Raw genomic sequence first — 21,436 nt, forward strand, 5'->3', positions numbered from 1 at the left:
TGTGGATTTTATTTTTTAAAAAGCCCCCTTTAAATCATTTTTTTAATGTTGAAAAGGTTAGCAAAAATGAAAATTCAAATGTTAGTGTAGTTGCAAAGGGGGCTTGGCATGGTTTATATGAATTAAGATAATAAATTTTCTAGTTGTTTCCGTTTTCCCATTTTACATCCTCTCCCTGTGGTGCAGCACCGCCTTGAGCTTCAGTAATAGGAGCAGTTTCCTGGTTGATGTGATAGATATAGGCTGCAATTTTTTCAGCATCTCTTCCGGTAATGGTTCCATCCTTGATGAAAGGTCTCATGGTAGGATTGTTTGGAGAACCATTTTCAAGCATCCAGAAAACATTTTTAAATAAACTTTTTTCTTTGATATTAATCCAGTGAGTATCGGTAAGGTTAGGACCAATTCCTCCTTTTCCTCCATCTCCGTGGCAGGTTACACAATTGGTTTTGAATAATTCCTGACCTTCTGCTATATTATCTGCACTGTATTTTGCACTTTCCAGATTAATCTGTGGAGCAGTTTTCTCATATTCTGCGATGGACGCCAGCATCGTTTTGGCTTCTTTGGTGTATTCAGCTTCCGGGTGGGCATAATCTGTGAATGAAAAGGCCATCAGATACACTACACAAAAGATACATCCAAACCAGAACAGACCTATCCACCATTTGGGAAGAGAGTTGTCAAGTTCTGTAATTCCATCGAAACCATGGTCAATCAGAATATCTTTTTCTTCGGTAGCAGATTGTTTTTTGAAGGCAGAGTTCCAAAGTTTCTGATAATAAGGAACATTCTTTTCCTCAAGATATTGTTTTTTCTCTTCCTCTGATAGTCTGCTGAAACTTTCATTTTCAATCATGTCTCCAATGGAGTTCATAATCATCAGAAGGATAATCGCAATCAATATCAGTGCCCAGAAAAAGGGTGAGGAAAAATATCCTGAATCACTGGCAAACATTTCAAAGGCCATGATCGTTAAGCCGATTGTTGTTGCGATATATATTGAAATTGGGGTTCTCGTTTTCATTACATCAATTTTTAATGATTACTCAGCACTTGCGGTTTGGATCTGTGTTGTTTTAATATCTGTACCTAATCTTTGCAGGTAGGCGATCATTGCTACAATTTCTCTTTGTTCAAGCGGTACATAAGCTCCTCCTTTTGCTGTTTTTTCTTTAGTCATCTGATCTTTTACATCGGTAGCTTCTGAATAAATTCTCTGTACAATAGCTTTTGACTGGTTGTCTGCCCATTGGTTAGCAGAATCGATCTGAGCTTTGGTGTAAGGAACATCAAATGTGTTTTTCATTAGCTTCATTTTATCCACCATCTGAGTACGGTTCAGTTTGTTGGTAATCAGCCAGGGGAAACGTGGCATGATAGAACCTGCAGAGGTAATTCTTGGGTTGTACATGTGCTTAAAGTGCCATGAATCCGGGTTTCTGCCTCCTTCTCTGTGAAGATCCGGTCCTGTTCTCTTAGAGCCCCAAAGGAAGGGTCTGTCGTAGATAAATTCTCCAGCTTTAGAGTATTGTCCGTTCTTTCCTTCAAATCTTACTACTTCATCACGGAAAGGTCGGATCATCTGAGAGTGACAGGAGTTACATCCTTCACGGATATATAAATCTCTTCCTTCAAGCTCTAAAGGGGTGTATGGTTTCACCGCAGTGATTGTTGGAACACTTTGCTTCAGTGATAAGGTTGGAACGATTTCCACAAGCCCACCGATAGCTATGGTAATGAAGGCCAGGATAGAAAGTAGGGTAGGTGTTCTTTCTAACCAAAGGTGTACACCTTCACCTTCTTTTCTTGTTCCCCCAATATTAGCTAATGCAGGGGCTTCTGCCGGAACATTTTTCTGGAATGAACCTACTTTAATAGTTTTGATAACGTTGATCACCATTAAAATAGCTCCTGAAAGATAGAATATCCCTCCTAAGAATCTCATTTTAAAGTAAGGAATGATCGCTGTAACGGTGTCCAGCCAGTTTTTCCATAATAAGGTTCCATCCGGGTTGAACTGTTTCCACATCAATCCCTGTGTGAACCCTGCAATATACATCGGCACGGCATAGAATATGATTCCTAATGTTCCCAGCCAGAAGTGCCAGTTGGCAAGTTTTACAGACCAAAGTTTTGTTCTCCACATGATTGGAACCAGGTAATATACCACCCCGAATGCCATGAAACCATTCCATCCAAGAGCTCCTAAGTGTACGTGACCAATAACCCAGTCAGTATAGTGACCAATTTTATTTAAAGATTTGGTTGCTAATAAAGGTCCTTCGAAAGTGGCCATCCCATAACAGGTAATGGCTACCACAAAGAATTTAAGGATCGGATTTTCTCTTACTTTATCCCAGGCTCCTCTTAACGTAAGAAGACCATTCAGCATTCCTCCCCAAGATGGAGCAATCAACATGATAGAAAACCCAGTTCCTACAGCCTGTGCCCAAGCTGGTAATGCTGTATATTGTAGATGGTGAGGACCGGCCCAAAGGTATACAAAGATCAGCGACCAGAAGTGAATAATGGATAATTTGTATGAGAATACCGGTCGCTGAGCTGCTTTTGGCATAAAGTAATACATAAGACCCAGTACAGGGGTTGTTAATACAAATGCTACTGCATTGTGACCATACCACCATTGTACTAATGCATCTTTTACACCTGAGTATACAGAATAAGATTTCCAGCTTGTGAAAGATAACGGAACTTCCAGGTTATTGAAGATGTGAAGCATGGCTACGGCAATCCATGTGGCCAGATAAAACCAGATGGCTACATATAAATGTCTTACTCTTCTTTTGGCAATAGTTCCGAACATATTGATTCCGAATACAATCCATGAGAATGCAATTAATATATCAATAGGCCATTCATGTTCAGCATATTCTTTTGAAGTGTTGATTCCCATTAAGAATGTAATCACTACGGCAACAATCATAAACTGCCATGACCAGAAGTGAATCCATGAGAGGGTATCACTATACATCCTTGTTTTCAGTAATCGCTGCATGCTATAGTACGCACCACAGAAGAAGGAATTACATACGAAGGCAAAAATTACAGCACTGGTGTGAAGCATTCTGATTCTTCCGAAGCCCATCGCTCCCTGAGTATTAATTAATCCCTGAATATTGCCCGAAGCTAAACTTTTAATAGTTGTATCATCTGTACCGAATAAAAATTCAGGTAATTCAGGATAAAAAAGCATCAATGCGGCAGTAAGTCCCAGCAGAAATCCGACAAGTCCGAATGCGATTGTTGCATAGAGGAATGCTCTGACAATATTATTGTCATAATTAAATTTTTGCGTCTCCATAAATTCCAATAGTGTTTACCGAGGTGATATTTGCTCTGAAAAGGGTTTATTTTTCGCCGTTTTCTATGTTAAAAGTAAATATCATGTAACGTGTATAATGTTTTGCCAAAGGTATTTATTAACTTTGTTGGAGGCTAATAGATAATCTTCTAAAATATACCGAAAACTACTAAAACAGAAATGATGAAAATATGTGGACAAAATATCAGGAAAATCCGTAGGAGTAAAGATTTTACGCAAGAGTATATGGCTTTTGAAATGGGTATTTCCCAAAAGGCATATTCCGATATTGAGAATTCCAAGGTGAAGATTAACCTGGAAATCCTGACTAAAATCTCAGATATTTTAGAGATCAAGCCTTCCGATATTTGCAGCATCTCTCACAAATGTGGAATAGATGATTATGAAGATAAATACCAGGGATTGCTGGAGTATATGAAAAAGAATAATATCCCGGTTCCGGATGAGTATCTGGAAAATGGGAAATAATATAGCTGTTCTGGCAACGGGATTTTAAATAATGACTGATTAATCAGCCTTTACTCAATGGTAAAGGCTGATTTTTTATAATTATTATAAGTCCACCTCTGAATTGAAAAGGATCGTTATTAGGTTTTCTTCTTTTAGCCCGCTGGATTTCTCAATTAACCCCGTGGAATGTGAATTTCTCTGAAAAGTTTTTATATATTTAGCGACCGAATAATTCATTCAATGAGCAACGAAAATAAAACAGGACAAAACGAGACTTTAGTTAGAGGATTAACAAATCGACATATACAATTAATTGCCCTTGGAGGTGCCATAGGAACCGGATTATTTCTGGGAATCGGACCGGCAGCGGTGTTAGCTGGTCCCTCAGTGATTTTAGGGTATGCCTTAGCCGGAATTATTGCCTTTTTTATCATGCGTCAGCTTGGTGAAATGGTTGTTCAGGAACCGGTATCGGGAAGTTTTAGTCACTTTGCTTATAAATATTGGGGAAATTTTCCGGGCTTTGCCTCAGGGTGGAACTATTGGATTCTTTATATTCTGGTAAGTATGGCTGAGCTTACAGCAATTGGTCATTATATTCATTTCTGGTGGCCGGAAATACCACTCTGGGTATCCAGTTTATTCTTTTTTGTAGTCATCACTGCGCTTAACCTTGCTTCTGTAAAAGTGTATGGAGAAACTGAATTCTGGTTTTCTATTATCAAAGTAATAGCAATTATTGCGATGATTGTTTTCGGTATTTATCTGTTGATTAGTGGAACCGGAGGTGAAAAAGCTACAGTCACAAACTTATGGAATGACGGCGGATTTTTTCCGAAAGGATTATTCAATAAAACGGAAACCGGATATTCCGGATTATTTGCAGCAATGGCTATGATTATGTTCTCTTTCGGAGGATTGGAACTCATCGGGATTACTGCTGCTGAAGCTAAAAATCCTGAGAAAACTATTCCACAGGCAACCAATCAGGTGATCTACAGAATTTTAATTTTCTATGTTGGAGCCTTAGTGATCCTGTTTTCATTAAGTCCATGGAGAGAAATTACAGAAGGTTCAAGTCCGTTTGTGATGGTGTTTCAAAATTTAAATGGATTAGAATTCAGTCTTTTCGGTAAAGTAATCCAATTCAATACTTTGATTGCAAATATTCTTAATCTTATTGTATTAACTGCTGCTTTATCTGTATATAACAGTAGTGTTTACAGTAATAGCCGTATGCTTTTCGGATTGGCTCAACAGAGGAATGCTCCTAAGTTTTTGAAAAAGCTTAATAAAAATTCTGTGCCTATCAATGCAATCATTGTATCTTCATGTTTTGCCGGAATCTGTATTATCATTAATAAACTAGTACCGGAAAAAGCATTTCAGTACCTGATGGCTCTCGTAGTGTCTACTCTGATTATTAACTGGATAATGATCTGTTATACCCATTTGAAATTTAAGAAATCAATTACCAAAGAAGGAATTCAATCGAAATTTCCATCTATATTCTATCCGGTTTCCAATTATATCTGTATTGCGTTTTTAGTTCTTATATTAGGACTGATGAGTATTACAGGAATGGAAATTCAGGTGATTCTGATTCCAGTATGGATAGGATTTTTATTTGTAATGTATAAGCTTTATAAACCAAGCTAACATATAATTAACCATATTTAATGTAATGAAAGATGAAAGCCAATGTGAGGTTTTCATCTTTTTTTATTATTATTTTTCCGTAAATTGGTAATAAAGAATTAAATACTTGGAAATGAAATTTTGATCCTTATAATGTGTCAGAATCAAGTTTTTTTTGATGATTTGTTGTTTTTATAATAATGTGATATGCAGGCTAATTTTAGTGAGATACAGAAGATCATCGACCATATTGAAGTCAATTTTGATAGGGAGGTCACAGCTCATGAAATAGAGTCTATATCTCATTACTCATATCGAAATTTTCAACGTATTTTTTTCAAGCTTTTCAACGAAACGGTTTCTGGCTTTCAAAAGCGTCTGCGTCTTGAGAATGCCTACAAAAAACTGATCTATACAGAAGATAGTCTTTCTGAAATAGCATGGCAGGTGGGATATTTCAACATTCAATCCTTTTCAAAAGCATTTAAAAAACAATATTCAATATCACCGGCAGAGGCAAGGAAACAGAAACAGGATATTTTCAAAAAATTTATAGAGAACCATCAGACAGATCTTAAAATTGAGTTTAAATATAAAGATGCAGTCTCTGTTTACTGCAAGTTTATTAAAGCTAAAGACTATAATAACGAAGAAATAGATGCTCTATGGAAAGAAATTGAACCGGATACTGAAATATTCGACGCAGCCTACGGAGTAATTCGTGATCAGCCTTTAATTACCAATCATTCGCATTGCAGATATGGTGCAGCTGTGACTTCTGATGAGGTAATCAAAGGATTTGTGGTAAGTGAAATTTTTGGCGGAAAATACGCAAGGTTCACTCATTATGGTCCTTATGGAAATATTTTGGAGACCTATCGTTCATTTTATCAATTGTGGCTTTCTGAAAAACAGTTTTTGTTGGATAACTCCGATGTTATTGAAGAGTATGAAGAACCGGAGATCACTCATATTTATTTTCCATTGTATGGGTAAGATGTCCTTTTTGGACAAGAATTGCTTTTTAGAGTCTTTAATTTTGCAACAGTAAATAACCAGAAGGGAATTTATACTGCAAAACTTAAAAAGACAAAGTACAATGAACAAAAAATTATTTCTCCTGACTTTATTTTTCTCTTTCTATAGCAAAGCGCAAATTTCTGTTCAGGCTTATGCTGGAAATAAAGAAACAGAAGTGCTGGGGATTTATGATAAAGATTTTGGAAGTAAATGGAATTATTTTGCTTCGGGAACTATTGGATATGATTATAATCTGAAAAAAGTAAATCCTGAACTCTATCAAAATATTAATTATGGAATAGGAAGGAATCTAGGAGTTTCTGCAGGAGTTCATATTTCAGATAAAGATATTATGCCTTCTGTAGGATTGGCTTACGGAAAAGGAAATGATGTTTTTGGAATTAGTGTTTTTCCTGCATTTACTTACTCTACAGATGCAAGGGAATTCGGATTTGGGTTATATTCTTTACTGGAATATACTCCAAAAATTAATGATCACCTGAATTTTTACAGCATGTTGATTCTTGAGTCTGATTTTAGTTTTAAAGAACACCAGTCCAGTAATCAAATCATTCGTCTGGGACTGGAAAACAGAAAGAACATGCAGTTCGGGATAGGAAGTAATGTTTCCCAGACCGGAAGCAGTTTTGAAACCGATATCAACTTCGGAATATTTATTGGAAAGAAATTTTAACAATATGAACAAATTATTCACCCTTACTTTTATACTTGGATTTATGTATACTATGGGACAAACCTATCATTTTCCTGAAGAATCTTCACTTCACGAAGGAACCTGGCTGCAGTGGCCTCACCACTATCAGCATGGCGCAACGTATCGCCAAAGAGTAGAACAAACCTGGATTGATATGACAAAAGCATTGCAATCCGGTGAAAAGGTACACATTATAGCTTATAATGCGGATGAAAAAAAGAGAATCATTAAGCTTTTAGAAGAAAATAAGATTCCGATGAAGAATGTTGACTTTAGGATTTATCCTACTGATGATGTATGGATCAGAGATAACGGCCCCATCTTCGTAAAGGATAATAAAGGAAATGTTTTAATTGAAGATTGGGGGTTCAATGGCTGGGGCGAAAAGTTCGACTTTGAAAACTGTGATGCAATTCCACAGCGTATAGGAAAAGATCTGGGAGTAAAAGTGATTAATCTGAATGAAGAAATGGTGAATGAAGGTGGAGCTGTAGAAACCGATGGAAATGGAGTTCTGATGGCCTGTAAAAGTTCAGTAATCAGTCAGAAGAAAGAATCTACAAGAAATAAAGGAATTACAGAACAGGAAGCGGAAGAAATGTTTGAAACCTATTATGGAGTTTCCAAAGTGATATGGCTGGATGGTGTTACCGGATTAGATGTTACAGATATGCACATTGACGGTTTCATGAAGTTTGCCAACTCTTCTACCATGATCACGATGAACGAAGACGATCTCGTAGAACTGGGGCTTTCCGATAAAGATATCAATACACTGTATACAGCTTCTAATGCTGAAGGTAAGGAATATAAAAAAGTATATCTGCCAGCTACCAAAAATAAAGTGAAGACAGCTTATGGAAAACAGCTGGATGAAAAAGGTTCTTATGTTAATTATTATGTAGCGAATACTGTAGTTCTGGTTCCTAATTACGGAGATCCTAATGATCAGGTTGCTAATCAGATTATTCAGAAGCAATATCCCGACAGAAAAGTAATCGGGATAGATGTGAGAAATTTATATGAAAACGGAGGGATGGTACATTGTGTTACCCAGCAGCAGCCTGCCGGAAAATTGATGAAGTAGCATAGAACTTATTAAAACATTATGATACAACTATAATTAGAGGTATTATAATGTTTTTTTTGTAGGTTGATTTTTTTATAGAAATTGCATACTTATTTATTTCATCTTTTGTATTTGTGTAGAAGGTTAATAAAAAACATGATAATTAATAGTTAGGTAGATTTTGTTATTAATATGTAATGCGGTATAATCAATGATTTACATACTGTTTGATGGCTTGGTCTGTTATTTTTTTGTAAATTAGTAATGGAGGATTATTCAAATTCGGGTGAGAATTGTAATCTGTTTTTGAAATTCCGGCGGACGAGCCGAACACCGCATCACAAAGTAGGCAGACTTAAAAAATGCTCCTATGGCTAATCTATTTCAAACCCTTACCAATACGGTTAAACATTGGTATATTCCATTGATTTTTGGAATTCTCTTTCTGCTCTGTGGTTTTTATGTATTCAGCGTGCCACTTGCAACGTATGTTACACTTTCCATTTTTTTCAGTGTTTCATTCCTGTTCTCGGGGATTACAGAAATATTCTTTTCCATACAGAACAGTAAATCTCTTCAGGGTTGGGGCTGGTTTCTGGTAAGTGGACTTCTGACTACAGCAATTGGGATTTATCTGATTGCTTATCCGCAGATTTCAATGTCTATTCTTCCGTTTGTGGTGGGATTTACTTTGTTATTCCGTTCTTTTCAGCTACTGGGTTTTGCTTTTGATCTGAAAAGTATGAAGATAATGAGTTGGGGGAATGTAGCTCTGGCAAGTGTAGGAGGTATTATCTTTTCTTTACTGTTGATATTTAACCCAATATTTACAGGGATTTCTTTGGTAACATTAACAGGGGTTTCCTTCATTTTTATTGGAATAGCTTCTATTATGCTGGCTTTAGACCTCAGAAAAGTTAAAAAAATTCCTGGAAAAGTAAGCCAGGAACTTAGGGATAAGATCAGATCTTTACAGGATGAAATTGATGATCTCAAAAAATAATTGATTAGCAAATCATAATAAGGATCTCCATTGGAGGTCTTTTTTTTGAATTAAATAGCCTTGTCAAGGTTTAAAACCTTGACAAGGCTACCAAGTCCTTCCTAATGAATCTTCTATTATTCTTAAAATTAATTTGCTGGAATTTTTAATTCTTACTTTCCAGGCTTTTCTTTCTATTGTTTTTATTAAATTAGCTTTAGTCTGAAGTAACTGATTACTTTTAAATACATCATAGAAATATGAAAAAAATACACTAATAAGCTGTATGGCCATATCTGCTATAGCATTCTTCCAAACAACTAAAGCCAAAGGAGGAGATAGGTTGGTCAATAAATATAAATTAAGGCAGCCCGAGGATTTTTCTGTCCCACCGCCGGTTAATCCTTTTCTGCTCAGTTTCCTGATGGGAATAAAGCATTTGTAAAAAGTTGCTGATACAAAATCTACAGAAATAAAATGGGGTAGCAGGAAAAAATAACAAAAGGAGATAAAGTGATAGATATTGTGAGAATCCCATTTCGTTATAAAAATGGAAAATAGCAATTATTATGATTTGGAAAAGAATGTTACTATAATTCAATCAATACTTAAAATAAAAATTGATACTTAGACAAGTAGATTTCATCAAAATATATTGATAATTTTACCTCAATCATAATGATGAAAGCTATTAAAAGAATTTTCAGCTAAAAAATAATTAATTATGGAAGGTGAAGTGAATTTAAAGAACATTTTGAAAAATTTAAATCCATCATTGAATGAAGGAAGATATGTGTATTGTACAGTTGAAAATATCGATAAAATTCCCTTGTCTAAAATCTTGTTTCTTTTTAAGGAAATAGAGAGTATAACAGTGGTAGTGAAAAAAGAAGATGCAGAAGAACTGAATTTAGGTTTTAGCTATGTGGCTTCATGGATTACTTTAGAAGTTCATTCTTCTTTATCAGCAGTTGGGCTAACGGCAAAATTTTCACAGGCTTTGAGTGAAGCCGGGATTAGCTGCAATGTAGTCGCAGCTTATTTTCATGATCATATTTTTGTTGATGAGAAAGACGCTGTGAAGGCTATTGAGGTATTGAACACTCTTAAAGGTTAGCATTGTTAGTTATTTATAAACATGATAAATCGATTAGGTCATGGAAGATGAAGGTATAACGATTTTAGATATCAGGAAACTTATCAATATTCTGTCCGATAAATTGGAAAAACTAGACGATAAAGAGGTTGTGAAACTTGAAGATGATTTGTATTGGAATATTCTTGATGAGGAATTGTATAACCCTTATGATGAACCTGCTCAACTTACAATGGGAAGTCTTACAGAAGATTGGGAATTCTTACAAAACGTTCTAAACAGAGAACGGGAGATAATTGATTATGATTTGTATAAACTGGCTTCCATCTTAAAGTTTCTTGGAAAGAAGGGTATGATTACCTAAAAAGTAGAGCGTTTTATTGTTTGTAAAGATGTCTAGATAAAGACCTGTAAATGTATTTCTACAAAACGATTATTCCTGATAGACTTATGAAACTTAAAACAATATGAAAAATAATATCCAATGAAATACTTAAAAGTTTTTATTTTTATAATCTGCATTTTTTTTATTTTCCATTGTACGGACAAGAATGAAAAAAATATACAAGATTTTAATACATATTCATTCAATACTGTTTTGAAAGGTGAAGGAGCGTATAATATAGGCTATGAATTTGAGGTCAATAAAAAATATTATGCAGAGAAAGAGTATGACTTTATTTATTATTCAAAAAGCTTAAGGGAAAGACGGTTTCTGATACCAAGAAGTTTGGAAAATGATGAGTTTCCTATTTATTGGAGAGAAGTTAATCTTCCTTTTAAAATTATTAAAAAAGCCAACAGTGATACATTACTCATTATCAAAAACAATAAAAAATTTATATTTAAAAGAATAAAAAATAGTGATTAAATAAAATGGCATTAATAACATTATTGATAGGTTTAGTTTTGATCTATTTTAAATTAAGCTCTAAAGAAAACGTCTTTAACGTGAAAAGATATGATGATTCTATGTATGATAAAATGCTTTATTATAGAGGGTGGGTTATAGCTGTTTTATTAATTGTGATCTCTTTGGCAGCCCTTTTTAAAAATGCTATAGATTTCATTAAATAGAAGTGTTTATAATCATAACTGCTTCCTTTCGTGAACGATCAGTAAAAATCTGACTCTAAAACGAATTCGATTGTGAAAATTTGAAGGAAAACTAAAATTAAAACAGGTGCGTATAGTATCTGTATTTTATTACATACATAAAAACAAAAAACCACCCTTAAAAAGAGTGGTTTGTAGACCCACAGGGATTCGAACCCCGACTGACGGTACCAAAAACCGGAGTGCTACCGTTACACTATAGGTCTGCTTTATTTTGGTTTTGCAAATTTATATATTTTTTTCTTATTTACAAATATCTTCCCTGAAAATTCTTATTTTTTACTTAATATAGAGTCTCATTTTTCTATTCAAATATATCTCTAACCTAAAAACAAAAACCATCCTTAAAAAGGATGGTTTGTAGACCCACAGGGATTCGAACCCCGAATGACGGTACCAAAAACCGGAGTGTTACCGTTACACTATAGGTCTGTTTTATTTTGGTGGTGCAAATTTACAGCTTTTTTCTTTAGATGCAAGAACTTTTTGATTTTTTTTTTAAATTTACTGTGGATTTTATTTACGGAAAATATGCTGATAGACTTCAATAATCTCAATATTAATCAATTATCCTTTCATTCGGATTTTGAAAAAAAAGTAAGAAATTTTTTAGAAGAATGGATTTCTGAAGGGAATACTGTAAAAGTACAGACTTCAGGATCTACAGGAATTCCTAAAATTTTCGGAATCGAAAAAAAGAAAATGATAAATTCTGCAGTAATGACCTGCAATTTTTTAGGCTTAAAAGAAGGTGATACTGCATTACTATGCCTGCCTGTAGAATATATTTCAGGCAAAATGATGGTGGTACGTTCTATGGAAAGAAAGCTCAGACTAATAGTGAATGAACCCTCTTTACATCCTGTTGATCATTTGGATCAGGAAGTAGACTTCTGTGCCATGACCCCACTTCAGGTGGAAAATTCATTAGATAAACTCCATTTAATCAAAAATTTGATTATTGGGGGAGCTGCTGTTTCTAAAAGTTTGAAAAATAAAATCCTTCAGATGAATCTGGACCTGTCAAATAAGATCTTTGAGACCTATGGAATGTCTGAAACACTTTCTCATATTGCTTTAAAACGATTGATGCCTGAACCGGAAGATTATTTCACTGCTTTTGAAAACGTTACCATTTCCCTGGATGAAAGAGGTTGTCTCAACATCTTTGCTCCTAACGTTAATGCGGAAGTTTTGGTAACTAATGATTTAGTTGAAATTAAAAATAATAAACAGTTTAGGTTTCTGGGAAGAATAGATAATGTAATTAATTCTGGTGGAGCGAAAATTTTTCCGGAAGCATTGGAAGCACTTGTCAAAAAAGAAATTCCGAATGAAGCAATCTTTGTAGGTTTACCTGATGAAAGGTTAGGCCAGAAATTGATATTAATTGTTGAGGGAGATCAATCTGATGAAATGGTTCAGAAAATTTCAAGGGTTTCTTTTGAAAAGAATTTCCACAAACCGAAAGAAATTATTTTTATCGGTAAAATTCCAAGAACACCTAATGGGAAGGTTAACAGGATGGAGCTATATAAACTTATTAGTAAAGATATTTAAAAAGTGAAATTCAGCGAATCTAACCTCCAAAATTAAAAAAAATGAAAGATTTTTCAAGAGAGCTCAGTTTCAAAACTTCCCGAAGCAGTGGAGCAGGAGGACAGAACGTTAATAAAGTAGAAACTTCAGTTACTGTACTCTGGAAAGTGATGGTTTCTGAATTTTTTAATGATGAAGAAAAAGCATTGATTCAGGAGAAACTTAAAAACAGAATCAATGCAGATGGCTTTTTGTTTCTAACGGTTTCTGAGAGCAGGACCCAACTTATGAATAAAAATAAAGCCATCGGGAAAATAACAGAAATTGTTAACAAATCTTTGATCATTCCTAAGAAAAGAACTGCTACAAAACCATCAAAAGGCCAGAAACAAAAGCGATTGGATGCAAAGAAAAAGCTTTCTGATAAAAAGGAAAACAGACGCTTTAAACTTTAATGAAACTCTTTCGCTGAATTTTATTTTTTGCCGAAATTATTAGCCATGATAAAAAACCAATTCTATAGCAGCCATAGATTTGAGCGAAAATAAAGTAGAGATTACGAGAGTTTCCTTAAGTGCAGTGGCTGCATTCCGTTTTTAAGTTCTATATTTGTAGGAATTAAAACAACATCATAATGACAGCAACCATCTTTTTATCTGAGGATCGCCGACGAGCAGGATTGTTGCTGTCATTATTGTATCTGCATACAGATTCTTTTCTGAAAAGTTCTAAGGACTTTATCAATTAAGCCCTGTCAGGATCCAAGACAGGGAATTATTCCGGATTTTTTATTTATTGTTTTTTGCGGTTTTCTATGAAAGAAGGCATATTTGCGCCTGGATTTTACATTGGATCGTTTGGGAAATACTGCATTTTTAATCTTAAAATTGAAAAAAAAATGTCCGATCATATTACGGTAACCACTGGAATTTATGATGCTATAAAAGATACCCTTAGAAGGAAAAAAGTAAGCATCGAAGAAGAGAAAAGATTAACTGAAGAACTGAGAAAAGCCAAACAGGTGCTGAGAAGAAACCTGTCTGAAGATATTGTTACAGTTAACAAAAAAGTGACTTTAAGAGATCATACACTGGATTTTGAACACGAATATATTTTTGTGCCATCTACCAGAGAAAAGCTTAAGAAGAATAAACACTCCATCCTTTCAAATATTGCATTGGCTGTAGTTGGGTATAAAGTAGGAGATATCATCAACTGGCCTTTCAGGGAAGGGGAAAGAAAAATTGAAATTGTAAAAGTGGAAGCCTGGGAAGGATAAAACTTTGTCATATAGGGTTGAATTTACGAAGAAAACGTAGTCCATGTTGGGCTGCGTTTTCTGTTTCTGGAGAATAAGTGTTGGAAAACGCTAAGGCGCAAGTTTTTTACATACATGATGTTTTAAGGCGCGAAGATTTTATCTGCAATAAAATTGTATGCTGTTGAATGATTTGCCACGAATGCACGAATAATTTTAATTATGCTTGTAACTATGTGGTGAAAGATTTTAAAACAAATAGGCACATAGATTTTAGAGAAGATAAGGAGTTATCTGATTTTCATATAAAGAGCATTCATAAAAGAAATTCGCGCATTCGTGGCTAAAAATAAGTGTTATTCTTGCTGAAGATCTTTGCTCTTCTGGCGCCTTTGCGTTTATCCAACAAAATATGTCCTAATGCAATTTTGAGTCTGATTATTTAACAAATGATAAAAAAGCATCTTGGTATGAGACTTTCTTCAAGTGCTTGGGCTGCATTCCGTTTTTAAGTTTTATCTTTGCAAAAATTAAAAAAATGAGCAAACCGATAACTGAATTCATAGAAAAGTATTACCTGCACTTCAACGCAGCTGCATTGGTGGATGCTTCTAAAGGATATGTTGCACATCTTAAAGATGGCGGAAAAATGATGATTACTTTAGCTGGAGCAATGTCTACTGCTGAATTAGGAAAGATTCTTGCTGAAATGATCCGTCAGGGGAAAGTAGATTTTATCTCTTGTACAGGTGCCAATCTTGAAGAAGATCTAATGAACCTTGTAGCACACTCTCACTATGAAAGAGTTCCTCATTACAGAGATTTAACTGCTCAGGATGAGTGGGATCTTTTAGAAAGAGGTTTGAACAGAGTTACAGATACTTGTATTCCTGAAGAAGAAGCTTTCAGAAGACTACAAAAACATATCGTAGAGATCTGGAAAGATGCTGAAGCTAAAGGAGAAAGATATTTCCCTCACGAATTCATGTACAAAATGATCCTTTCAGGGGTATTGGAGCAGTATTATGAAATTCCTAGAGAAAACTCATGGATGATTGCTGCTGCAGAAGCAAACTTACCAATCGTAGTTCCGGGATGGGAAGATTCTACAATGGGTAACATCTTCGCTTCTTACTGCATCAAAGGAGAGCTTAAGGCTACTACAATGAAATCAGGTATTGAATATATGACTTATCTTGCTGACTGGTATACTAAAAACTCAGCTGGAAAAGGAGTTGGTTTCTTCCAGATTGGTGGTGGTATCGCAGGAGATTTCCCTATCTGTGTAGTACCAATGCTATACCAGGATATGGAAATGCATGACATTCCTTTCTGGTCTTATTTCTGTCAGATCTCTGATTCTACAACATCTTACGGTTCTTATTCAGGAGCTGTTCCAAATGAAAAAATCACTTGGGGTAAATTAGATATCACTACACCGAAGTTTATCGTTGAAAGTGATGCAACAATCTGTGCACCATTGATGTTCTCTTATATTCTAGAGAATGCTTAATTAATAACTCTTTACGAGATTACAATATTTAGCGCTTCAATCTTTTGAAGCGCTTTTTTATTTGGGCTTCTGATACTCTTTTTTTTGCGCTCGCAGATTTTGCAGATAACGCAGATTCTTTTTTAATGGTTAGAAACTACAAAACCACAAAATTTTTTGCCACGAATGCACAAATATATGAAGTATGATATTCTATGTGCCTATGTGGTTCAATCTTTTTAAATCACATAGGCACATAGATTATAAGTGTAATTTAAATTATTCGTGCATTTGTGGCAATCATTCAGTAGTATACAATTTTATCAGAGATAAAATCCTTGCGCCTTAAAGCATTATGCAGGTAAAAAAACTTGCATCTTAGCGATTTCCAACAAACTCAGAGTTAATATAAAAATAAACATTTGAGTTATCCGCCAAATCTGCGAGTCAATAAATTTATTCTAATCAAAATCTGTGAAAATCTGAGAGAAATAAGATTAATCCAAAGAATTAACCAGCACGAAATAACGATATGCCAGAATTCCTTTTTCAACTTTTGTCAGCTTGTTCGGATCCTTATTACTGAGCTTCGGAAGAACCTTTTTATTAATTACATTCAGTAAATGGAAAAATGATTTTTTCATATCTTTATCTTTTAATGAAACATCATTGAGGTTGTAAGAGTTCAAAAATGATGCAAAAACTCAAAATTCTTTTCCCAAGACTTTAGATATGGACGAAATTTTCAAACAACAGGTATACGAAGTAGCGAAGCTTATTCCAAAAGGAAGGGTTTCTACCTATGGTGCTATAGCAAAAGCGGTAGGGTATCCTAATCATTCCCGTCATGTAGGAAAAGCAATGGGTGGTTGTCCTGAAGATGTTCCTGCTCACCGCGTCATTTCCAGCTCAGGAACCTTATCTGTCCCGGAGTTCCAGAAGAAGCTAGAAGCGGAAGGAATTACTGTGGAAAACTTAAGGATAAAAGGGTTTAAAAAACTGTTTTGGGATCCTATGGTGGAATTGTAACCATCACAAAGTGATTATTGGATTTGCTTTAATAGTATATCTGGTTAACTTTGCGAAGAAATATATTATTTAAATATTTTATAACAAAACCATGAAAAAAACTCTACTATTACTCTTAATCACTGTAAAGTGTTGTCTTTTATATGCCCAAACAGCTCCAACTATGGAATGGCAAAAAGTAACAGCAACAATAGGATTCCATACTCGAACCAATGATATTACCCAAACTTCTGATGGTGGATATATTTCAATAGGACAAACAAATACAGTACCCGGATCTAATTATGATTGTGTAATTAATAAGATCGATGCAAATGGAAACCCTGTCTGGAGTAAAACTATTGGTGGATCCAGTGTAGACTACGGTAGAAAAATTATAAAGTTAGCTGATGGTAATTTTATGATTATTGGTACTACAAAATCTACAGATGGTGATATGTCTGGTCATTATGACTCTGAAAAGATGTGGGTTTTCAAAATGGATGGGACTGGAAATTTTATTTGGAAAAAGTTTTATTTTGGAGAAGGGCTTTATGATATACTACCTGTTGCAGACGGATATATTTTGCTTGGAGGAATATTAAATGGTGGTTTTTCAGATATCAGAGTTAACAAAATTACTTTAAGTGGGGATTTGGTGTGGTCTAAGACATATGGAGGTACTGCTGATGAGGTGGGAGCCAGAATAGGCACAACTCCAGACAATAATTATATCATTTTTGCTGATACAAGATCTAATGATGGAACAATTACTAATAATCATGGAGGGCAGGATATATGGATACTCAAGTTAGACTCTTCAGGAAATTTACTGTCTCAAAAAACGTATGGTGGCTCTGGATGGGAGTCTGCTACTGATTTTGTTAAAGATGTTGACGGTTATGTATTTTGGGGACAAACAGGCTCTATGGATGGAGATTTAGCTGGTATTGCAACTGATGCTGATAATGATTTTTGGATTTTCAAAACTGATTTTGATGGCAATATTATGTGGCAGAAAAAGATTGGAAGTGAGTATGCAGAATATTATAATATGGGCAAAATTATAAAATCTACAGATAACAATTATATTACATTAGGAGTTGTATGGAATGGTAATAAAACGGTATATGAAAGTGGGTATCATGGTGCATCTGATATTTGGTTAGTGAAGTTTGACCGATTAGGAAATATTCTATGGAAGAGATGCTGGGGAGGGTCCTTTTATGATGAGGCTATGAATTTTGTACAGAATACTGACGGAAGTATCGTTGTTGCAGGGAGTACACGATCTGTGAATGGAGATTTGGTAGGCTCAGGAAAAAATACAGAATGGGAGGATGGTTGGATTTTTAAATTATATCCGGAAGCTGTTTTATCAACCCATGAAATTGGAAGTAAGCAGGCAAATATTTATCCAAATCCAACTTCTAATTTTATAAACATTGAAACCAATACAAAAATAGAAAATATAGAAATCTTTACTTCAACTGGACAGTTTCTAAAAAGATCAAAAGAAAAGAAAATTGATATTTCATCTTTTACAAAAGGAATTTATGTCTTTAAATTACAGACTTCTGAAGGAATAAAAATCTATAAAATTATTAAGGAATAATAAAAGAATCCAGCGGCTTTGCCGCTGGATTCTTTTACTTTATATGCGAATTTAAATTTCGATTACTTCTTTGCTCTTGTTGAAGGAGTTTGAGGACCTTTTAATTCCTCTTTCAGTCTTGCATTTTCTTCTTTTAATAAAGCAATATATTCTTGAAGGTTTTCAACAATTGATCCCGGGATATTATTATATTGATGCTGAGTATTAATCGCACCTGCAGATTGGTCATTAAATACAGGATGATCATTATTAACAACTATAGCAGCTGTCTCTTCTTCATAAATATCTTCTAAAGGAACATCTAAAAAACGGGCAATTTTGTTCCACTCATCAGGAATAATTTTTACATCACCACTTTCTTTTCTGCTATAGTTGGATACATCTGTAGCGATAAAATCAGCTATCTGCTGCTGAGTATAGCCTTTTTGCTTTCTGATAAGACGTAATTTTTCTTTTTGCATGACCGACATTTTATACAAAAATGGCGAAAAAGCACAATGTATACAATAGAAAACTGAAAAAAGAGCCGATAAATTTTCACTAGGGAGTGAAGATGAACTACAAAAGGCACAAAAGCTTTATGATTAAACACTTTAGTTTACTTAAGTAAGTTCAACAATAATGCCGCATAAAAGTATACATCAGCAGAAAATCTTTTGTGACTGTTGGGGTAAGGGATTAAAGGCTTTAGTTTCAAAAAAATAAATGATTAATCATTCTGTAATGTTGGAAAACGCTAAGACACAAAGGTTTTATCAGGATTGTGTATATGTAAGGGGCAAGAAGCTCAAAGATTTTCGGCAAGAATAACACTTATTTTTAGCCACGAATGCACGAATTTTTTATTGAAGCTCATATAAAGTATGATAATTTTATTTCCTTATATTGTTTAAAATCTTTTATTACATCGGCGCATAAGTTATAAGTGTAATTAAAATTATTCGTGCATTCGTGGCAATATTCATCGGTCTACAATTTTATAGTAGATAAAATCCCTGCGCCTTAAAACATCATGCATTAATAAAAAAAATTGCGCCTTGGCGTTTCCAACATTTAATGCAAAAAAAAGACTGTCTCATTCGAAACAGTCTTCTGTAATTTATTTTTCAAGTTGCTTATAGCTTCTCTGTATAAAATCTGTAAGGTCTTTTCCTTTCAGTAGATTTTGAGATAACTTAGCAAGATCTAAAGCGTATTTAATCAGGCTTTCTTTCTCTTCAGTATTCTCAGTTTTCAAGATCTGATTAGAAAGTTCACTGTTGGAATTCACAACAAGGTTGTACATTTCCGGGAAACCACCCATTCCAAACATACCGCCACCACCTGTTGCCTGCATTTCTTTCATTCTTCTCATGAATTCAGGTTGAGTAATGGTGAATGGAGCATCGCTGCTGTCAAGATCCTCTAACTGAACAGTGAATTTAGAATCATGGATCGCTTCTTCTACATTCTTTTTCAAAGATTCTTTTTCAGTTTCGTTTAGTTTTGAAATAACAGGTTCATCTTTCTTGATAAGATTATTGATGTGATCTGCATCTACTCTTGCGAATGAAATATTTTCTTTTGTAGTTTCCAGCTTCTGGATCACGTGGGAAGTGATTGGAGAGTCTAATAACAGGACTTCATATCCTTTATCTTTTGCAGATTGGATATAACTGTGTTGCTCATCGGCATTGGTTGCATATAGAATTACAAGCTTGTTATCCTTATCCGTTTGAGTAGGCTTGATTTTATCTACCAATTCATTCCAAAGGAAGTATTTTCCGTCTGTTGTTGGGTATAATGTGAATTTATCTGCTTTTTCAGCAAATTTCTCTTCTGTAACCACTCCGTATTCGATGACTACTTTAATGTCATTCCATTTTTGTTCATAGTCTTCACGGTTTTCATTGATTAAAGAAGCCATTTTATCTGCTACTTTTTTCGTGATGTAAGAAGAAATTTTCTTTACAGCACCGTCTGCCTGAAGATAAGAACGGGATACGTTCAATGGGATATCCGGAGAATCAATTACTCCTCTTAAAAGCATTAGGAAATCCGGAACGATACCTTTTACCTCATCCGTAACGAATACCTGGTTTTGGTATAACTGGATTTTATCCTTATCAATATTTAAATTGTTGCTTAATTTAGGGAAGAATAAAACTCCTGTAAGGTTGAAAGGATAATCTACATTCAGGTGAATGTGGAATAAAGGTTCTTCGAACTGCATTGGATATAGTTCGTGATAGAACTTCATATAATCCTCGTTGGTAAGATCACTTGGAGCAATCGTCCATGCTGGAGTAGGATTATTGATAATATTATCTACTTCCTCAGTTTCTGCAATGGCATCTTCCGGAGCGTCTTCCGGTAAAGGAAGCGTATGTGTTTTTGTTCCGAATTTAATAGGAACAGGCATGAATTTGTTATACTTTAATAACAGTTCACGGATTTTTCCTTCTTCTAAAAACTCTACAGAGTCTTCTGCGATGTAAAGAATAATTTCCGTTCCTCTTTCTGTTTTATCAGTCGTTTCTTCAAGAGTAAATTCAGGACTTCCGTCGCAGATCCATCTTACTGCAGGTTCATCTTTGTAAGATTTGGTAAGGATTTCCACTTTTTCAGCCACCATGAAAGCAGAGTAGAACCCAAGTCCGAAGTGTCCGATAATTCCTGAATCCTTTGCACTATCTTTATATTTTTCCAAAAACTCTTCAGCTCCTGAAAAAGCTACCTGATTGATGTATTTTTCAACCTCCTCACTGGTCATACCGATACCCTGGTCGATGATACGTAAGGTTTTTTGCTCTTTATCAATTTTAACCTCAAGTTTAGGATTTCCGTATTCTACCTTTGCTTCACCTATACTTGTTAAATGCTTTAGCTTTAAAGTAGCGTCCGTAGCATTGGAAATCAGCTCTCTTAAGAATATTTCGTGGTCACTGTAAAGAAACTTTTTAATAAGTGGGAAAATGTTTTCCACCGATACATTAATATTTCCTTTCGTCATAATATTTTAGATTTTTAATTTTCAAATATTTCTCAAAAAAAATACCATGAAGCAGAAAGTGACAGAATGACATTCTTTTGATGGGTGGAAATGAGGAATA

21 protein-coding genes and 2 tRNA genes are annotated in these 21,436 nt (G+C 34.7%); 16 read left to right on the forward strand and 7 right to left on the reverse strand.

Translation table 11 applies throughout. The annotated features are described in order from the left end of the window. Positions 1 to 139: 139 nt before the first annotated feature. Together M2372_RS13840 and ccoN are read right to left on the reverse strand one after the other, a co-directional pair. Positions 140 to 1,027 (reverse strand): cbb3-type cytochrome c oxidase N-terminal domain-containing protein, encoded by an 888-nt coding sequence (locus M2372_RS13840; RefSeq protein ID WP_123320740.1) that lies wholly within the window; start codon positions 1,025 to 1,027, stop codon positions 140 to 142. Positions 1,028 to 1,045: 18 nt separating this feature from the next. Next, positions 1,046 to 3,325: a cytochrome-c oxidase, cbb3-type subunit I gene (gene ccoN, locus M2372_RS13845; RefSeq protein ID WP_123320990.1), complete on the reverse strand. Its 2,280-nt coding sequence runs from the start codon at positions 3,323 to 3,325 to the stop codon at positions 1,046 to 1,048. Between the two features lie 180 nt (positions 3,326 to 3,505). Here ccoN and M2372_RS13850 point away from each other — a divergent pair, with 180 nt between their 5' ends. The 10 genes from M2372_RS13850 (at position 3,506) to M2372_RS13895 (ending at position 11,393) form a co-directional block, all read left to right on the forward strand. Beyond that, the gene (locus M2372_RS13850) at positions 3,506 to 3,814 is read left to right on the forward strand and encodes a helix-turn-helix domain-containing protein (RefSeq protein WP_228455773.1); all 309 of its coding nucleotides are present in this window, start codon (positions 3,506 to 3,508) and stop codon (positions 3,812 to 3,814) included. A 222-nt stretch (positions 3,815 to 4,036) separates the two neighbouring features. Continuing rightward, entirely contained in the window at positions 4,037 to 5,455 is a 1,419-nt protein-coding gene (locus M2372_RS13855) for an amino acid permease (protein WP_123320739.1), read from the forward strand. A 186-nt stretch (positions 5,456 to 5,641) separates the two neighbouring features. Further along, entirely contained in the window at positions 5,642 to 6,430 is a 789-nt protein-coding gene (locus M2372_RS13860) for a GyrI-like domain-containing protein (protein ID WP_123320738.1), read from the forward strand. Positions 6,431 to 6,533: 103 nt separating this feature from the next. Beyond that, positions 6,534 to 7,148: a hypothetical protein gene (locus M2372_RS13865; RefSeq protein WP_123320737.1), complete on the forward strand. Its 615-nt coding sequence runs from the start codon at positions 6,534 to 6,536 to the stop codon at positions 7,146 to 7,148. 4 nt (positions 7,149 to 7,152) lie between these two features. After that, positions 7,153 to 8,256 carry an agmatine/peptidylarginine deiminase gene (locus M2372_RS13870; protein WP_123320988.1) on the forward strand — a complete coding sequence of 368 codons (1,104 nt, stop codon included), beginning with the start codon at positions 7,153 to 7,155 and terminating at the stop codon, positions 8,254 to 8,256. Between the two features lie 352 nt (positions 8,257 to 8,608). After that, positions 8,609 to 9,241 carry an HdeD family acid-resistance protein gene (locus M2372_RS13875; protein ID WP_123320736.1) on the forward strand — a complete coding sequence of 211 codons (633 nt, stop codon included), beginning with the start codon at positions 8,609 to 8,611 and terminating at the stop codon, positions 9,239 to 9,241. 703 nt (positions 9,242 to 9,944) lie between these two features. Further along, positions 9,945 to 10,337 carry an ACT domain-containing protein gene (locus M2372_RS13880; RefSeq protein ID WP_123320734.1) on the forward strand — a complete coding sequence of 131 codons (393 nt, stop codon included), beginning with the start codon at positions 9,945 to 9,947 and terminating at the stop codon, positions 10,335 to 10,337. Between the two features lie 40 nt (positions 10,338 to 10,377). Continuing rightward, positions 10,378 to 10,680 (forward strand): hypothetical protein, encoded by a 303-nt coding sequence (locus M2372_RS13885; RefSeq protein WP_123320733.1) that lies wholly within the window; start codon positions 10,378 to 10,380, stop codon positions 10,678 to 10,680. 120 nt (positions 10,681 to 10,800) lie between these two features. Then, the gene (locus tag M2372_RS13890; protein ID WP_115970415.1) at positions 10,801 to 11,187 is read left to right on the forward strand and encodes a hypothetical protein; all 387 of its coding nucleotides are present in this window, start codon (positions 10,801 to 10,803) and stop codon (positions 11,185 to 11,187) included. 5 nt (positions 11,188 to 11,192) lie between these two features. After that, on the forward strand, positions 11,193 to 11,393 hold the full coding sequence (locus tag M2372_RS13895) for a hypothetical protein (RefSeq protein WP_115970416.1): 201 nt from the start codon (positions 11,193 to 11,195) through the stop codon (positions 11,391 to 11,393). A gap of 174 nt (positions 11,394 to 11,567) precedes the next feature. Here M2372_RS13895 and M2372_RS13900 read toward each other — a convergent pair. Together M2372_RS13900 and M2372_RS13905 are read right to left on the reverse strand one after the other, a co-directional pair. Beyond that, positions 11,568 to 11,638, reverse strand: a tRNA-Gln gene (locus M2372_RS13900). A 155-nt stretch (positions 11,639 to 11,793) separates the two neighbouring features. Continuing rightward, positions 11,794 to 11,864, reverse strand: a tRNA-Gln gene (locus M2372_RS13905). Between the two features lie 99 nt (positions 11,865 to 11,963). Between M2372_RS13905 and M2372_RS13910 the strand changes: the two genes are divergently transcribed. From M2372_RS13910 to M2372_RS13925, 4 genes are all read left to right on the forward strand, one after another. Then, entirely contained in the window at positions 11,964 to 12,992 is a 1,029-nt protein-coding gene (locus M2372_RS13910; RefSeq protein WP_123320732.1) for an AMP-binding protein, read from the forward strand. A gap of 41 nt (positions 12,993 to 13,033) precedes the next feature. After that, entirely contained in the window at positions 13,034 to 13,426 is a 393-nt protein-coding gene (gene arfB, locus M2372_RS13915) for an alternative ribosome rescue aminoacyl-tRNA hydrolase ArfB (RefSeq protein WP_115973923.1), read from the forward strand. Between the two features lie 443 nt (positions 13,427 to 13,869). After that, the gene (locus tag M2372_RS13920; protein WP_123320987.1) at positions 13,870 to 14,250 is read left to right on the forward strand and encodes a GreA/GreB family elongation factor; all 381 of its coding nucleotides are present in this window, start codon (positions 13,870 to 13,872) and stop codon (positions 14,248 to 14,250) included. A gap of 517 nt (positions 14,251 to 14,767) precedes the next feature. Then, entirely contained in the window at positions 14,768 to 15,742 is a 975-nt protein-coding gene (locus M2372_RS13925) for a deoxyhypusine synthase family protein (RefSeq protein ID WP_045500886.1), read from the forward strand. 476 nt (positions 15,743 to 16,218) lie between these two features. Here M2372_RS13925 and M2372_RS13930 read toward each other — a convergent pair whose 3' ends face one another. Beyond that, on the reverse strand, positions 16,219 to 16,365 hold the full coding sequence (locus M2372_RS13930) for a hypothetical protein (RefSeq protein ID WP_167387032.1): 147 nt from the start codon (positions 16,363 to 16,365) through the stop codon (positions 16,219 to 16,221). 88 nt (positions 16,366 to 16,453) lie between these two features. On the opposite strand from M2372_RS13930, the gene M2372_RS13935 reads away from it, so the two are divergent. Together M2372_RS13935 and M2372_RS13940 are read left to right on the forward strand one after the other, a co-directional pair. Next, entirely contained in the window at positions 16,454 to 16,750 is a 297-nt protein-coding gene (locus M2372_RS13935) for an MGMT family protein (protein WP_115973921.1), read from the forward strand. 91 nt (positions 16,751 to 16,841) lie between these two features. Next, positions 16,842 to 18,344 (forward strand): T9SS type A sorting domain-containing protein, encoded by a 1,503-nt coding sequence (locus tag M2372_RS13940; RefSeq protein ID WP_123320730.1) that lies wholly within the window; start codon positions 16,842 to 16,844, stop codon positions 18,342 to 18,344. A gap of 62 nt (positions 18,345 to 18,406) precedes the next feature. Here the strand turns inward: M2372_RS13940 and M2372_RS13945 are convergent, their stop codons facing one another. Beyond that, positions 18,407 to 18,805, reverse strand: a complete 399-nt coding sequence (locus tag M2372_RS13945) for a helix-turn-helix transcriptional regulator (protein ID WP_115973919.1) — start codon at positions 18,803 to 18,805, stop codon at positions 18,407 to 18,409. A gap of 638 nt (positions 18,806 to 19,443) precedes the next feature. Next, positions 19,444 to 21,336: a molecular chaperone HtpG gene (gene htpG, locus M2372_RS13950; protein ID WP_123320729.1), complete on the reverse strand. Its 1,893-nt coding sequence runs from the start codon at positions 21,334 to 21,336 to the stop codon at positions 19,444 to 19,446. Positions 21,337 to 21,436 lie beyond the last annotated feature (100 nt).

Source organism: Chryseobacterium sp. BIGb0232, from assembly GCF_024810195.1.
Lineage (GTDB): Bacteria > Bacteroidota > Bacteroidia > Flavobacteriales > Weeksellaceae > Chryseobacterium > Chryseobacterium pennae.